This is a genomic window from Mammaliicoccus lentus (genome assembly GCF_002902755.1).
Taxonomy (GTDB): Bacteria; Bacillota; Bacilli; order Staphylococcales; family Staphylococcaceae; genus Mammaliicoccus; species Mammaliicoccus lentus.
In genome coordinates this window covers 103,895-119,863 of the sequence record NZ_PPRS01000037.1, presented here as the reverse complement: position 1 = coordinate 119,863, position 15,969 = coordinate 103,895, and the positions used below count along the sequence as shown (strand labels likewise).

Sequence of the window (15,969 nt, the reverse complement as noted above, 5' to 3'; positions counted from 1 at the left end):
ATCTGCTAAAAATCAAACAGATTTATTTTGTTAATACATTCTAAAAAACCAATGGTTGATTACTTCTAAAGATATTACACATAAATATGGACTTGACTGAAAGAAATGCTCTAACCTGCAAGACAAATATAACAAGCTCGTTAGAAAATGTAACGTGCACGAGTGAAAAAACAAGCCCGTTAACGCACGCAAAACCCATCAAAACAATAATAAACCTCAAATTCAAATCAATATCCACTACACAATCCACTATTCCAACCTCACATATTCTACACTATAGAAGGAGCAATAATTATGAATTTTAATCAAGAAATAGTTTTAAAATTAACTTACGCTGGTTTTACGACTAGGCATTTACATAAAATGTTAAGTTATGATACAAGTTTAAATTTTATTGATGATCATGATGAGTTCTTAAATTTCATTTCCAAATCGAATTTTAATTATAATAAAATGTTTGCAATGTATAATAGGTGTCGAGATAGTGATATAGAGGAGCTAGTAAAAAACATCGAAGCTCAGAATATTAAATTTGTCTTTTCTAACCAGTCGGGTTATCCTAATTTACTGAAGCAGATTTACGATTATCCATTAATGTTATTTGGGCAAGGTGATATGAATTTATTAAATCATTCAAAAATGCTCGCAATTGTTGGTTCTCGTAAAGCAACTACCTATACTGAACAGATTTGTGATACATTAATACCAAGTTTAGTTAAAGCTAATATCACGATTGTATCTGGTTTAGCAATGGGCGCGGATTATTTCGCTCATCTAAAAACGATAGATCAAGGTGGTCACACGATTGGTGTTGCGGCTTTTGGACTGAATTACCATTATCCAAAATCTACAGATTATATAAATTTGTTTATGAGAAAGCATCATTTAGTAATAAGTGAATATTATCCTAATGTTAAGTTACAGAAATGGCGTTTTCCTGAGAGAAACAGAATTATAAGCGGTTTGTCTCAAGGCGTTTTAGTTACTGAAGCAAATGAACGAAGTGGATCACTTATTACAATTGATCAAGCGTTAGATCAAAATCGTAATGTTTATTGTTGTCCTGGTACTATATTCCAGAGCTTGAGCAAAGGCGTAAATAAACGAATTCAAGAAGGTGCTAAACTTATACAAACGCCTGAAGATATACTTGAAGATTTTAGGTAAAATGGAACAAATTGAAAGGTTTGAAAAAATATTTTAATTGACAAAGCTGAATTTATCAGTTTATCATTTACATTTGTAATCAATAGAATAGCAAGGGGGAGTTACTTTGGCAGAAAATCTTGTCATTGTCGAATCGCCTGCAAAAGCTAAAACCATTGAAAAATATTTAGGAAAAAAATATAAAGTCATCGCTTCTATGGGGCATGTTAGAGATTTGCCTCGTAGTCAAATGGGTGTAGATGTAGAAAATTATTATGAACCTAGATATATAACTATTCGAGGTAAAGGACCAGTCGTTAAAGATTTAAAACGTCATGCAAAAAAAGCTAAAAACGTTTATCTTGCGAGTGACCCTGACCGAGAAGGTGAAGCGATTGCTTGGCATTTAGCACATATATTAGATATAGATGAAAATAAAAAATCACGAGTAGTATTTAATGAAATTACGAAAGATGCTGTAAAAGAAAGTTTTAAGCATCCAAGAGAAATCGAACATGAGTTAGTTGATGCTCAACAAGCACGTAGAATATTAGATAGACTAGTAGGTTATAATATATCACCAGTTTTATGGAAGAAAGTGAAAAAAGGTTTATCTGCAGGACGTGTTCAATCAGTAGCATTACGACTTGTGATTGATCGTGAAAATGAAATTAATAATTTTAAACCTGAAGAGTATTGGACAATAGAAGGTTTATTCAAACATAAAACAAAAACGTTTTCTGCTAAATTCTTACATGAGAAAAGCAAACCAGTTAAGTTGAAAAATGAAGGTGATGTTAAAAAAATCACAACACAATTAGATGGGGACAAATTTGAAGTTACACAAGTAACGAAAAAAGAAAAATTAAGACACCCCGCTAAATCATTTACAACTTCTTCATTACAACAAGAAGCTTCGCGTAAATTGAATTTCAAAGCTAGAAAAACAATGATGCTTGCTCAACAATTATATGAAGGTATAGATCTTAAAAAGCAAGGTACTGTCGGGTTAATCACATATATGAGAACTGACTCCACACGTATATCAGAAACAGCACAAGCTGAAGCAGCAACATTTATTGAAAATGAATATGGTAAAGAATATTTATCAAAAGCAAAAGCTACTAAAGGTAAACAAGGTGCACAAGATGCCCACGAAGCAGTAAGACCTACAAGTGTTGCTAGAACACCAGAACAAATGAAGGCATTTTTATCTAGAGATCAACATAGATTGTACAAGCTGATATGGGAAAGATTTATGGCGAGTCAAATGGCTCCTGCAATAGCAGATACAGTAGCTGCAGATATAACGCAAGGCGATTTAAAATTCAGAGCAAATGGTCAAACGATTAAATTTAAAGGTTTCATGAAAGTATATGTTGAAGCTAAAGATGATCAAGATGAAGAGAAAGATGGTAAATTGCCTCCATTAGAAAAAGGAGATATCGTTACTGCTGAGAAAATTGATCCTAAACAACACTTTACGCAACCACCACCAAGATATACGGAAGCGCGTTTAGTAAAAACAATGGAAGAATTAAAAATTGGTAGACCATCTACTTATGCTCCAACGATTGACACAATACAAAAACGAAATTACGTCAAACTTGATCAAAAACGTTTTATACCAACTGAACTTGGTGAAATTGTTCATGAATCAGTGAAAGAATACTTCCCTGAAATTATCGATGTAGACTTTACAGTTAATATGGAAACACTATTAGATAAAGTCGCTGAAGGCGAAATAGAATGGAAGAAAGTTATCGACATGTTCTATGAGAACTTCAAAATTGATGTTGCTAGAGCAGAAGAAGAAATGGAAAAAATAGAAATTAAAGATGAGCCTGCAGGAGAAGATTGTGAATTATGCGGTTCACCTATGGTTTATAAAATGGGAAGATACGGGAAGTTTATGGCTTGTTCTAATTTCCCTGAGTGTAGAAATACAAAAGCAATTATTAAAACGATTGGTGTTAAATGTCCGAAGTGTAAAGAAGGCGAAGTGGTAGAGCGTAAATCTAAGAAAAATCGTATTTTCTTCGGTTGCTCAAGATATCCTGAATGTGATTATACATCATGGGATAGACCATTAGATCGTTCATGTCCAAAATGTGATACAGTTTTAGTTGAACGTAAAAAAGGAAAATCTGCACAAGTTATTTGTCCAAATTGTGATTATAAAGAACAAGAACAGAAATAATGTGTAAAGTGCAAAAAGTTATCGGTATAGATAATTTTTTGCACTTGTTTTTTTGTTTATTGGTAAAAACAGTAAATTGTCACTAATTTTTAAAAATTTGCTTTAGTTTATTATTTGATTAAATTCAGATTTGTTATACAATTCAATATGGAATATAAAAATGTGGAAATAGGAGGCATTTAATATGACTTCAATAAATGTTATTGGCGCTGGTCTAGCTGGGTCGGAAGCGGCTTATCAAATCGCCAAAAAAGGGATAAATGTTAACTTATATGAAATGAGGCCAGTCAAAAATACGCCAGCTCATCATACTGATAAATTTGCTGAATTAGTTTGTTCTAATTCTTTGAGAGGTAATCAACTTACAAATGCTGTTGGTGTTCTAAAGGAAGAAATGAGACAACTCGATTCACTTATTATAAGAGCTGCTGATAATGCACGTGTTCCTGCGGGAGGAGCATTGGCCGTAGATAGACATGATTTTGCGGGGTATATTACTGATACTTTAAGAAATCATCCTAACATAACTGTAATGAATGAAGAGATTACAAAAATACCTAATGGGCCAACAATTATAGCAACTGGACCTCTTACAACACAAAGTTTGACACAAGAAATTATCAATATTACTGGGGAAGAACAATTATATTTCTACGATGCAGCTGCACCAATCATTGAGAAAGATTCAATTGATATGGATAAAGTTTATTTGAAATCGCGCTATGATAAAGGTGACGCGGCATATTTAAATTGTCCAATGACAGAAGAAGAATTTGATAGATTTTATGAAGCACTTATTCAAGCAGAAGTAGTACCTTTAAAGGAATTTGAGAAAGAAATTTATTTTGAAGGGTGTATGCCTTTTGAAGTCATGGCTGAAAGAGGTAAGAAAACTCTTTTATTTGGGCCAATGAAGCCAGTAGGTTTAGAAGATCCTAAGACGGGGAAACGTCCATATGCAGTGGTTCAATTACGACAAGATGATGCAGCAGGCACGCTATATAATATTGTAGGTTTTCAAACACATTTAAAATGGGGCGCTCAAAAAGAAGTGATTTCATTGATTCCTGGATTAGAAAATGTTGATATTGTACGTTATGGCGTTATGCATAGAAATACTTTCATTAATTCGCCGAACGCGTTAAAAGAAACTTACCAATTGAAATCACGTAATGACTTATTCTTCGCTGGTCAAATGACTGGAGTTGAAGGATACGTAGAAAGTGCAGCGAGTGGTTTAATTGCAGGTATTAATGCGAGTAAATTAGTATCGAATTTGGAACCAATAGTATTCCCAAGAGAAACAATTATCGGTAGTATGGCTTACTATATTACACATGCAAATAATAATAAAAACTTCCAACCGATGAATGCTAACTTTGGTCTCTTACCTACATTAGAAAAACGTATAAAAGATAAAAAAGAACGTTATGAAAAGCTAGCAAATCGTGCATTGAAACACTTAGATTCATTTAAAGTAATGTTATAGTAAATTATTTTAAGATTTATAATAATTGTGATACAATTCAGATAAATTGAGGAGTGAGTATAAATGCATGCTATAGAACAACAATTCTTAAATATGTTAATGTATGAAAAACACTTTTCTACGCATACATTGAATGCTTATGAACTTGATTTAATTGAATTTAACAATTTCTTGAAGACGGAACATTTGTCATTAAAAGAATTTGAATATAAGGATGCAAGGAGATACCTTGCATTTTTGTATGATAAAGAGCATAAACGTACAAGTGTATCACGTAAAATCTCAACACTGAGATCTTTATACCAATATTGGATGAGTGTAGACAGTGATATACAAAACCCGTTTATTCAACTTGTTCATCCTAAAAAAGAACATCATTTACCAAGTTTCTTCTATGAAGAAGAAATGGAAAAACTATTTGAAACATTAAATGATGGAAAAAGAACAAATATTAGAGACAAAGTCATATTGGAATTATTATATGCAACAGGAATTCGTGTTTCAGAATTAGTTCATATTCAATTAGATGATATAGATTTGGATTATTCTTTTGTGAAAGTATTAGGAAAAGGTAATAAAGAAAGAGTTGTTCCTTTTGGTGAATATTGTCAAAGTGCAATAATAGATTATATTGATAATTTTAGAAGTCAGTTAAAAATAGACCATGATTATTTAATTGTTAATATGCGTGGACAAGCTATTACTGAGCGTGGCATAAGATATGCTTTGAATGAAATTGTTAAACGTACTCAAGGCGTTTATCATATCCACCCCCATAAATTGCGCCATACATTCGCGACACATTTATTAAATCAAGGTGCAGATATGAGAACAGTTCAAAGTTTATTAGGTCATGAAAGTTTGTCTACAACGAGTCAATATACACATGTTACAAAAGATCAATTAAGAAAAGTATATTTATCTGCACATCCCCGTGCATAAAGGAGAATTAAAATGAGTTCAACATTACATGCTACAACAATATTTGCAATTAGACACAATGGACATTCTGCAATGGCAGGAGATGGACAAGTGACATTAGGCGAACAAGTTATCATGAAACAAACTGCTAGAAAAGTGCGTAGACTTTATCATGATAAAGTTGTTGCTGGTTTTGCTGGTAGTGTTGCCGATGCGTTTACATTATTTGAAAAATTTGAAGTTAAGTTACAAGAATATAGTGGTAATTTAACGAGAGCTGCTGTAGAGCTTGCCCAAGAGTGGAGAGGCGACAAAATGTTGCGTCAGTTAGAGGCAATGTTAATCGTTATGAATGAAACGGATCTACTTGTAGTAAGTGGTACTGGCGAAGTGATAGAACCTGATGATGGCATAATCGCCATCGGATCTGGTGGGAACTATGCGCTAAGCGCTGGTCGGGCATTGAAATCATATGCCCCTAATTTATCAGCTAGAGAAATTGCTGAAGCTTCATTGAATACTGCAGCAGATATTTGTGTATTTACTAACCATGAAATCAGAGTAGAAGAAATTTAAATGGAGGGTTCCAGGTTGTCACAAAATCAATTAAAAATGACACCACATGATATTGTTGATCGTTTAAATGATCACATCATTGGTCAACAAGATGCAAAACGAAAAGTTGCAATTGCATTAAGAAACAGATATAGAAGAAGTTTATTAGAAGAACAGTTAAGAAATGAAATCATCCCTAAAAATATATTGATGATTGGACCAACAGGTGTTGGTAAAACAGAAATTGCTAGAAGAATGGCTAGACTTGTAGGTGCACCATTTGTAAAAGTTGAAGCAACAAAATTCACAGAAGTCGGATATGTCGGACGTGATGTGGAAAGTATGATACGTGATTTAGTTGAAGTTGGTCGACGTATCGTTAAAGAAGAAAAGAAAAAAGGCGTATTAGAGGATGCAAAGAAAAAAGCGAATGAACGTTTAGTGAAACTACTCGTTCCGAGCATGAAGAAAAAAGCTCAAACTAATACAGGTAATCCATTAGAATCTTTATTCGGCGGTCAATTTCCAAACTTTAATCAACAACAAGAAGAGGAAGAAGCACCAACAGAAGAAATCAAAACAAAACGTGAAGATATAAAGAAACAACTTCTTAATGGAGAATTAGAAGAGGAAATAGTAAAAATTAAAGTAGAACAAGAACAACAATCATTAGGCATGATGGGTATGGAAAATAATCCGCAAATGCAAGACATGCTTTCTCAAATGATGCCGAAGAAAAAAATAGAAAGAAACTTGCCTGTTAAATCTGCTAGAAAAATCTTAATCGACGAAATTGCGAATGAATTAATCGATCAAGAATCAGTGAACGAAGAAGCAATTCAGCTTACTGAACAAATGGGCATGGTCTTTATAGATGAAATTGATAAAATTGCTGTAAGTAACAACAGTGGTGGACAAGATGTTTCACGACAAGGTGTACAAAGAGATATTTTACCAATTGTTGAAGGTAGTGTAATCCAAACTAAATATGGTTCTGTGAATACTGAACATATTTTATTTATTGGCGCAGGTGCCTTCCACATGTCGAAACCAAGCGATTTAATCCCAGAATTACAAGGGAGATTCCCAATTCGTGTTGAGTTAGAAAGTTTAACTACAGAAGATTTTGTGAAAATATTAAAAGAACCAAAACAATCTCTTCTTGAACAATATAAAGCATTACTTGAAACTGAAATGGTTACTATAAACTTTACAGATGATGCAATTAACAGATTAGCTGAGATTGCATTCCAAGTTAATCAAGAAACAGATAATATTGGTGCTCGAAGATTACACACGATATTAGAAAAAATGTTAGAAGACTTATCTTTTGAAGCTTCTAATATGCCAAATGCAGTAGTAGATATTACACCTGAATATGTAAATCAAAAATTAGAATCAATCGCAACGAATAAAGATTTAAGTGCATTTATATTATAAAAAAAGGAGCAAAAATTAAATGAGTTTATTATCAAAGACAAGAGAATTAAATACATTACTACAAAAACATAAAGGGATAGCTGTAGATTTTAAAGACATGGCTAAAACAATAAGTGATGTAACAGTAACAAATGTTTTTATCGTTTCAAGAAGAGGTAAAATTTTAGGTTCAAGTTTAAATGAATTATTAAGCAATGATAGAATTATACAAATGTTAGAAGATAGACATATACCAAAAGAATACACTGACCAATTAATGCACGTAAGCCAAACTAAAGAAAACATTGGAATTGATGATGTGTTAACTGTTTTCCCACCAGAAAACAAAGAATTATTTGAAGATAGCCAAACAACTATTTTCCCAATTTTAGGTGGCGGTGAACGCTTAGGTACATTGGTTGTTGGACGTGTTACTCAAGACTTTAACGATAACGATTTAGTTTTAGGTGAATATGCAGCGACTGTTATCGGTATGGAAATATTAAGAGAAAAGCATAACGAAATTGAACAAGAAGCTCGAGATAAAGCTGCTATTAATATGGCTATCAACTCTTTATCTTATTCTGAAAGAGAAGCAATTGAACATATCTTTGAAGAATTAGGTGCTCCAGAAGGATTACTAGTTGCATCTAAAGTAGCTGACCGTGTTGGTATAACTAGATCAGTTATTGTAAATGCTTTAAGAAAACTTGAAAGTGCTGGCGTTATTGAATCACGCTCGTTAGGTATGAAGGGTACGTTCATAAGAATTAAAAAAGAACGTTTCTTAGATGAGTTAGGAATAACTAAATAAAAATACTTGATGAGTTAAGCTAAATATGATATATTTAACAACGGCTGAAAAAGCCAAATTCACACATATTCACGTAAATTATAGTTTGGTGCAACATTTTGATTGTTGTTACTATAATATGTGATTATGGCGGAATAAAACCAATTAGGAGGAATTTATTATGGCAGTTATCTCAATGAAACAATTGCTAGAAGCAGGAGTTCACTTCGGTCACCAAACACGCCGTTGGAACCCAAAAATGAAAAAGTATATCTTTACTGAAAGAAACGGTATCTACATTATCGACCTACAAAAAACAGTTAAAAAAGTTGATGAAGCATACAACTTTATTAAATCTGTTTCAGAAGAAGGCGGTAAAGTATTATTCGTAGGTACTAAAAAACAAGCACAAGAGTCAGTTAAAGAAGAAGCTGAACGTGCTGGTCACTACTACGTTAACCAAAGATGGTTAGGTGGTATCTTAACTAACTATAAAACAATTTCTAAACGTGTAAAACGTATTTCTGAAATTGAAAAAATGGAAGAAGACGGTACATTTGATGTACTACCTAAAAAAGAAGTTGTAGAAATTAAAAAAGAATACGACCGTTTAATCAAATTCTTAGGCGGTATTCGTGATATGAAATCAATGCCTCAAGCATTATTCGTAGTTGACCCTCGTAAAGAGCGTAACGCAATTGCTGAAGCACACAAATTAAACATTCCAATCGTTGGTATTGTTGATACAAACTGTGATCCAGATGAAATCGACTATGTTATCCCTGCGAACGATGATGCTATCCGTGCTGTTAAATTGTTAACTGGTAAAATGGCAGATGCTATTATTGAAGGTCAACAAGGCGTTTCAAATGAAGATGTTGCTGAAGAGCAAAACATCGACTTAAACGAAACTGAACAAGCACCTAAAGAAGAATCAACTGAAACTACTGAAGCATAATTTCAAAAAGGTGATAAGGTTCTATAACTTATCACCTTTTTTTAGAAAGAATTACTAAATTTTTTATAATTGATTATTTATATAAATGGAGGAATTTAATATGGCTATATCAGCTAAACTTGTCAAAGAATTACGTGAAAAAACTGGCGCAGGTATGATGGACTGTAAAAAAGCTTTAACAGAAACAGATGGTGACATCGATAAAGCGGTAGACTTTTTACGTGAAAAAGGAATTGCTAAAGCAGCTAAAAAAGCTGACCGTGTAGCAGCAGAAGGTACAACATATGTTGCTTCTAAAGGTAACGAAGCTGTTATCCTTGAATTAAACTCTGAAACTGACTTTGTTGCTCGTAACGAAGGTTTCCAAAACTTAGTAAAAGAAATGGCTGATCATATTCTTGAAGTTAAACCAGCTGATGTTGATGAATTAAACGCTTCTAAATTAGCTAATGGACAAACTGTAGAAGAAAAAATGAATGAAGCTATTTCAACTATTGGTGAAAAATTAACTTTACGTAGATTCACTATAAAAACTAAAACAGATAACGATGCATTCGGCGAATACCTACACATGGGTGGACGTATCGGTGTGTTAACTCTTGTTGAAGGTTCTACTAATGCTGAAGCTGCTAAAGACGTTGCTATGCACATCGCAGCTTTAAACCCTAAATTTGTTTCTCGTGACCAAGTTTCTGAAGAAGAATTAGAGCACGAAAAAGAAATTCTTAAACAACAAGCATTAAACGAAGGCAAACCTGAAAATATCGTTGAAAAAATGGTAGAAGGTAGAATGCGTAAATATTTAGAAGAAATCTGTGCTGTAGACCAAGCATTTGTTAAAAACCCAGATCAAACTGTTGCTGAATTCTTGAAAACAGATGGCGGCGTGCTTGTAGATTTCGTTCGTTACGAAGTTGGGGAAGGTATCGAAAAACGTTCTGATAACTTTGCTGATGAAGTAAAAGGACAAATGGGAGGTAACTAAGGTTACCTTTTGAAAGAAGACACGTCTTGTGTCTTCTTTCGTTATATTAAGACCTAATTATAAGCATAGAGAGGGATCGAGATGACAAAAAATTCTAAATATAAACGCGTCGTTCTTAAATTAAGTGGAGAAGCCTTAGCCGGAGATTCAGGTTTTGGTATTAACCCAGTTGTAATAAAAAGTATTGCTCAACAAGTTTCAGAAGTAGCTCAAATGGACTGCGAAGTTGCAGTTATTGTTGGTGGCGGAAACATTTGGAGAGGAAAAACAGGTAGCGATTTAGGGATGGATCGCGGTACAGCTGATTATATGGGTATGTTGGCGACAGTAATGAATGCTCTAGCTTTACAAGACAGTTTAGAACAATTGGACTGTGATACAAGAGTATTAACATCAATAGAAATGAAACAAGTTGCAGAGCCTTATATTAGAAGACGTGCAATCCGTCATTTAGAAAAAAAGAGAGTCGTTATATTTGCAGCAGGTATCGGCAATCCGTATTTCTCAACTGATACAACTGCAGCATTAAGAGCTGCTGAAGTTGAAGCTGATGTTATCTTAATGGGTAAAAATAATGTAGATGGTGTTTATTCTGCTGACCCTAAAAAAGATCCTAATGCAGAAAAATACGAAAGATTGACATATATTCAAATGTTACAAGAAGGATTACAAGTGATGGATTCAACTGCATCATCGTTTTGTATGGACAACGACATCCCACTTGTTGTATTCTCGATAATGGAAGAAGGAAATATTAAACGTGCCGTTCAAGGTGAAGAAATCGGTACGATTATTACAAAATAAACACGAGGTGTAAATTCCATGGCAGATGTTATTAAAGAAACAAAGTCAAAAATGAATAAAACAATAGAAAGCTTTAGTAGAGATTTAGCTGGGATTAGAACTGGTCATGCAAATGCCAATCTTTTAGACAGAGTGAATGTTGAGTATTATGGTGTACCAACACCAATTCAACAATTAGCTGGTATATCTGTACCAGAAGCTCGTTTGTTAGTTGTTCAACCATATGATAAATCTTCTGTTGAAGATGTATTGAAAGCAATTAATGCAGCAAATCTTGGGGTAAACCCAACAAGTGATGGTACAGTAATTAGAATCACTGTTCCTGCATTAACTGAAGAAAGAAGAAAAGAATTAGTTAAAGAAGCTAAAAAAGAAGCTGAAAACGCTAAAGTTGCAATCCGTAATGTAAGACGTGATTCAAACGAAGACTTGAAAAAACAAGAAAAAAATGGCGACATTTCAGAAGATGACTTAAGAACTCAAACTGACAAAGTTCAAGAAGTAACAGACGACTTCATTAAGCAAATAGATGACTTAACTACTGAAAAAGAAAAAGATATTCTAGAAATCTAAAGATATGGGCTGTACCAAATCAGACTTTGGTACAGTTTTTTTCTTTATATACACAGAATGCTTCTTTTTGTGATAAAATGTATTACGATATGTTTAATTCAAATACATATAAATTCGCGTTTGTTTGATGGAGGACGCTATGATAAAAAAGTTTATAAAGCAAAAACAACAAATAAATAATGATAATATTTTAACTATTCCAGAACATATAGCAATCATAATGGATGGAAATGGACGATGGGCTAAAAATAAAAAAATGCCCCGAATAAAAGGCCATTATGAAGGGATGCAAACTGTTAAAAAAATCACGAGAAAAGCTAATGATTTAGGTGTGAAATACTTAACGTTATATGCTTTTTCAACTGAAAATTGGAGTAGACCCGAAGACGAAGTCAATTATATTATGAAATTGCCAGTAGATTTCTTAAAAACATTTTTACCAGAACTAATCGAAAAAAATGTAAAAGTATCGACTATAGGTTTTTCAGATCAATTGCCGAATCATACTAAAAAAGCAATAAATGAGGCAATTAATAAAACAAAAGATAATACAGGATTAAATTTAATTTTTGCTTTAAATTACGGTGGAAGAGCAGAAATTTTAAATGCAGTTAAAAAACTATATCAAGAAATCGATGCGGGTCGTATGTCTATAGATGATTTAACAGAAAAAAATATAGAGGATAATTTATTTACTTCAGACATTCCTGATCCAGAATTATTAATACGTACATCTGGAGAGGAAAGATTGAGTAATTTCTTAATATGGCAATCATCATATAGTGAATTTGTATTTACTAAAACACTATGGCCAGATTTCGATGAACAATCACTTATAGATTGTTTAAAAATTTATCAGTCAAGACAACGTAGGTTTGGTGGGCTGTAAAGGAGAAAAAAATGAAAACAAGAACAATATCCGCAATCGTTGCGTTGGCTGTATTTCTCCCAGTTGTAATTTATGGGGGAGTACCTGTCATAATACTCGCTTATTTACTTGCGTTAATTGCGCTCAAAGAAATACTAAATATGAATAATTTAACGATTATTTCAATACCGGGCTTTTTGTCGGTTGCTTCATTATGTATTATTTTATTACCGCAAGAGCTTATACAACATAATATAGAATTTCAACTACAATTGTTGATTATTATGAGCTTCTTGATGTTAAGCTACACTGTTATGTCTAAGAACAGGTTTAATTTTATGGACGCCGCTTTTTGTACGCTCTCAGTTGTTTATATAGGTATTGGTTTTATGTATTTTTACGAAACTAGAGAGCATGGTTTACACTTCATACTGTTCGCATTATTAGTCGTATGGTTAACAGATACAGGTGCATATATATTTGGTCGATTGTTTGGTAAACATAAATTATGGCCTCTTATAAGTCCAAATAAGACTATTGAAGGTTTTATTGGCGGTATTATTTCTAGCTTAATTGTTGCTGTTATTTTTGGACAATCTTTTGATATGCATGTATCATTATGGTTACTTATTCCATTAACGATGTTATTAAGCATGTTTGGACAATTAGGCGATTTAGTGGAATCAGGGTTGAAGCGTCATTTTGGTGTGAAAGACTCAGGGAATGTTATGCCAGGACATGGTGGTATACTTGATAGGTTTGATAGCTTTATCTTTGTCTTACCTTTATTGAACTTATTCCTATTTCAAATGTAAGATGAGGTGAATCAAGTGAAAAACATTGCTATTTTAGGAGCAAGTGGCTCGATTGGTCAACAAGCGTTAGATGTTATAAGAGAGCATGCAACTGATTTTAATTTAGTTGCATTTTCTGTTGGAAAAAATATCGCGTACGCACAGAATATTATAAACGAGTTCAAACCTGATATCGTATCTGTACAATATGAAGAAGATATAGAAAAACTTAGCCATTTAGATGTAGAAATAGTTTATGGTGATAAAGGGTTATTAGCAGTTTCAACATATCATAAAACAGATTTGTTATTGAATTCAATTCTAGGTAGTATAGGTTTAAAGTCGACAATGGCTGCTATTGAAGCTGGAATTGATATTGCTTTAGCTAATAAAGAAACTTTAGTAGTGGCTGGCGAACTTGTTATGAACAAAGCGAAAGAAAAAAACGTTAAAATATTGCCTGTCGATTCTGAGCATTCTGCTATATTCCAATGTTTACACGGTGAAAATAATCAAAATATTAATAAGCTTATCATTACAGCAAGTGGTGGTTCGTTTAGAGATTTAACTCGAGATGAGTTGAAAGATGTTACGTTAGAAGATGCTTTAAATCATCCTAATTGGTCTATGGGTCAAAAAATCACAATTGATTCAGCAACTATGATGAATAAAGGTCTGGAAGTCATTGAGGCTAAATGGTTATTTGATTTAAATATCGATCAAATAGAAACGATACTCCATAAAGAGAGTATTATACATTCTATGGTTGAATTTAATGATTCTAGCATTATAGCACAGCTTGGTACCCCTGATATGAGAACGCCTATCCAATATGCTTTTACATATCCAGATAGAGCACCTAGAGATGCAGAGAGGCTTAATTTAGCACAAATAGGTCAACTAAATTTCAAAGAGATGGATTTTAATAGATTTAAATGTATTAAATTGGCTTATAAAGCACTTAGTATAGGTGGTACGATGCCAGTAGTGTTAAACGCTGTGAATGAAGTAGCAGTAGGGAAGTTTTTGAATAAGGAAATATCATTTTTAGATATAGAACGAATGATAGAGAAAGAAATGAAAGAGCATCAAGTAATAGCATCTCCAGATTTAGATACTATTTTAAAAATTGATGCAGCATATAAATCTAAGGATTACGGGGTGTAAGCGTGATTTATACAATATTAGCATTTATATTTGTATTTGGTCTCTTAGTTACAGTACATGAATATGGCCATATGTTTTTTGCTAAGCGAGCGGGCATTATGTGCCCTGAATTTGCTATAGGCATGGGCCCGAAAATATATTCTTATAAGAAAAATGAGACGTTGTATACGATTAGACTATTACCTGTTGGTGGTTATGTCAGAATGGCCGGTGATGGCTTAGAACAAAATCCACTAACACCTGGTATGCACATCGCAATTAAATTGAATGATCAAAATGAAATTACTCATGTTATTATGGACGACCAACATAAATTCCAACAAATTGAGCATATAGAAATTAAAGATAGCGATTTTGAAAAGGATATTTATATTGAAGGTATAACTGCAAGTGATGAAGAAAGACATCATTTTAAAATTGCGAGAGAAGCATATTTTGTTCAAAATGGTGATTTAATTCAAATAGCACCTAAAGATAGGCAATTAATGAGTAAAAAGCCTTACCAAAGATTTTTAACATTGTTTGCAGGGCCATTATTCAACTTTATTTTAGCTCTAGTTATTTTTATAGGTTTAGCTTATTGGAGTGGCGTACCTACAAATGACCCTGTGTTTGGTGATTTAGAAAAAGGTGGTCCTGCACAAACAGCAGGTATTAAAAAAGGCGATGAAATAAAGACAGTTGATGGTAAGAAAATAGATAAGTTTACCGATATTCAACCAATATTTAAAGAAAAGAAAGAAAATCCAGTTGAAATAAAAGTAGATCGTGATGGTCAGGAAAAATCTTTTAAAGTTGCAGCTGAAAAACGAAAATTAGAAGTAGCGAAAGATGAGTACGAAACAAAATATATGATTGGTGTAGCGCAACCTACTGAACATACTGTATTTGGGCCACTATTAGCAGGTATTGAAAAAACTGTAGTAGCAGGTAAAGTTATTTTCTTAGCAGTAACTAATTTGATAGGCAGTATATTTACAGGTGACTTCTCGTTTGACATGTTGAATGGCCCAGTCGGAATATACAGTAATGTCGATACAGTTGTTAAACAAGGATTTGTTACATTAATGGGCTTTACAGCTTTACTAAGTGTTAACTTAGGTATAATGAATTTACTACCTATACCAGCTTTGGATGGTGGTAGATTGCTGTTTGTTATATATGAAATGATATTTAGAAAGCCGATTAACAAGAAGGCCGAAATGGTAATGTTATCTATTGGGGCTGTATTTTTAATATTCGTGATGATTATGGTTACGTGGAATGATATTCAACGGTACTTCATGTAACGAACAGG

At 33.1% G+C, this 15,969-nt stretch carries 15 protein-coding genes; all 15 read left to right on the top strand.

The features are described from left to right. The first annotated feature begins 294 nt into the window (after positions 1-294). The 15 genes from dprA to rseP all read left to right on the top strand — a co-directional run bounded on the left by dprA (position 295) and on the right by rseP (position 15,961). Positions 295-1,167, top strand: a complete 873-nt coding sequence (gene dprA, locus CD135_RS10570) for a DNA-processing protein DprA (protein WP_103269440.1) — start codon at positions 295-297, stop codon at positions 1,165-1,167. A 106-nt stretch (positions 1,168-1,273) separates the two neighbouring features. Continuing rightward, the gene (topA, locus tag CD135_RS10565; protein ID WP_064211587.1) at positions 1,274-3,346 is read left to right on the top strand and encodes a type I DNA topoisomerase; all 2,073 of its coding nucleotides are present in this window, start codon (positions 1,274-1,276) and stop codon (positions 3,344-3,346) included. A 184-nt stretch (positions 3,347-3,530) separates the two neighbouring features. Continuing rightward, on the top strand, positions 3,531-4,835 hold the full coding sequence (gene trmFO, locus CD135_RS10560; RefSeq protein WP_016998604.1) for an FADH(2)-oxidizing methylenetetrahydrofolate--tRNA-(uracil(54)-C(5))-methyltransferase TrmFO: 1,305 nt from the start codon (positions 3,531-3,533) through the stop codon (positions 4,833-4,835). A 63-nt stretch (positions 4,836-4,898) separates the two neighbouring features. Further along, positions 4,899-5,777, top strand: coding sequence for a tyrosine recombinase XerC (xerC, locus tag CD135_RS10555; RefSeq protein WP_016998605.1), 879 nt, complete (start codon positions 4,899-4,901; stop codon positions 5,775-5,777). A 12-nt stretch (positions 5,778-5,789) separates the two neighbouring features. After that, a complete protein-coding gene (gene hslV / locus CD135_RS10550) occupies positions 5,790-6,332 on the top strand; it encodes an ATP-dependent protease subunit HslV (RefSeq protein ID WP_016998606.1) in 543 nt (180 codons plus the stop codon). Positions 6,333-6,368: 36 nt separating this feature from the next. Beyond that, positions 6,369-7,751 (top strand): ATP-dependent protease ATPase subunit HslU, encoded by a 1,383-nt coding sequence (gene hslU / locus CD135_RS10545; RefSeq protein ID WP_369964561.1) that lies wholly within the window; start codon positions 6,369-6,371, stop codon positions 7,749-7,751. Positions 7,752-7,770: 19 nt separating this feature from the next. Next, on the top strand, positions 7,771-8,544 hold the full coding sequence (gene codY / locus CD135_RS10540) for a GTP-sensing pleiotropic transcriptional regulator CodY (protein ID WP_016998608.1): 774 nt from the start codon (positions 7,771-7,773) through the stop codon (positions 8,542-8,544). A 160-nt stretch (positions 8,545-8,704) separates the two neighbouring features. Next, a complete protein-coding gene (gene rpsB, locus CD135_RS10535) occupies positions 8,705-9,481 on the top strand; it encodes a 30S ribosomal protein S2 (RefSeq protein ID WP_016998609.1) in 777 nt (258 codons plus the stop codon). A gap of 100 nt (positions 9,482-9,581) precedes the next feature. Next, complete coding sequence (tsf, locus tag CD135_RS10530) at positions 9,582-10,466, top strand: translation elongation factor Ts (RefSeq protein ID WP_016998610.1); 885 nt, start codon at positions 9,582-9,584, stop codon at positions 10,464-10,466. An 81-nt stretch (positions 10,467-10,547) separates the two neighbouring features. Further along, positions 10,548-11,270, top strand: a complete 723-nt coding sequence (gene pyrH, locus CD135_RS10525; protein ID WP_016998611.1) for a UMP kinase — start codon at positions 10,548-10,550, stop codon at positions 11,268-11,270. An 18-nt stretch (positions 11,271-11,288) separates the two neighbouring features. Beyond that, positions 11,289-11,843 (top strand): ribosome recycling factor, encoded by a 555-nt coding sequence (gene frr, locus CD135_RS10520; RefSeq protein WP_016998612.1) that lies wholly within the window; start codon positions 11,289-11,291, stop codon positions 11,841-11,843. A gap of 139 nt (positions 11,844-11,982) precedes the next feature. After that, a complete protein-coding gene (locus CD135_RS10515; RefSeq protein ID WP_016998613.1) occupies positions 11,983-12,732 on the top strand; it encodes an isoprenyl transferase in 750 nt (249 codons plus the stop codon). An 11-nt stretch (positions 12,733-12,743) separates the two neighbouring features. Then, positions 12,744-13,526: a phosphatidate cytidylyltransferase gene (locus tag CD135_RS10510; RefSeq protein WP_064204030.1), complete on the top strand. Its 783-nt coding sequence runs from the start codon at positions 12,744-12,746 to the stop codon at positions 13,524-13,526. Positions 13,527-13,541: 15 nt separating this feature from the next. Continuing rightward, a complete protein-coding gene (gene dxr / locus CD135_RS10505) occupies positions 13,542-14,672 on the top strand; it encodes a 1-deoxy-D-xylulose-5-phosphate reductoisomerase (RefSeq protein WP_103269439.1) in 1,131 nt (376 codons plus the stop codon). A gap of 2 nt (positions 14,673-14,674) precedes the next feature. Continuing rightward, positions 14,675-15,961: an RIP metalloprotease RseP gene (gene rseP, locus CD135_RS10500; protein ID WP_016998616.1), complete on the top strand. Its 1,287-nt coding sequence runs from the start codon at positions 14,675-14,677 to the stop codon at positions 15,959-15,961. The last annotated feature ends 8 nt before the right edge of the window (positions 15,962-15,969 follow it).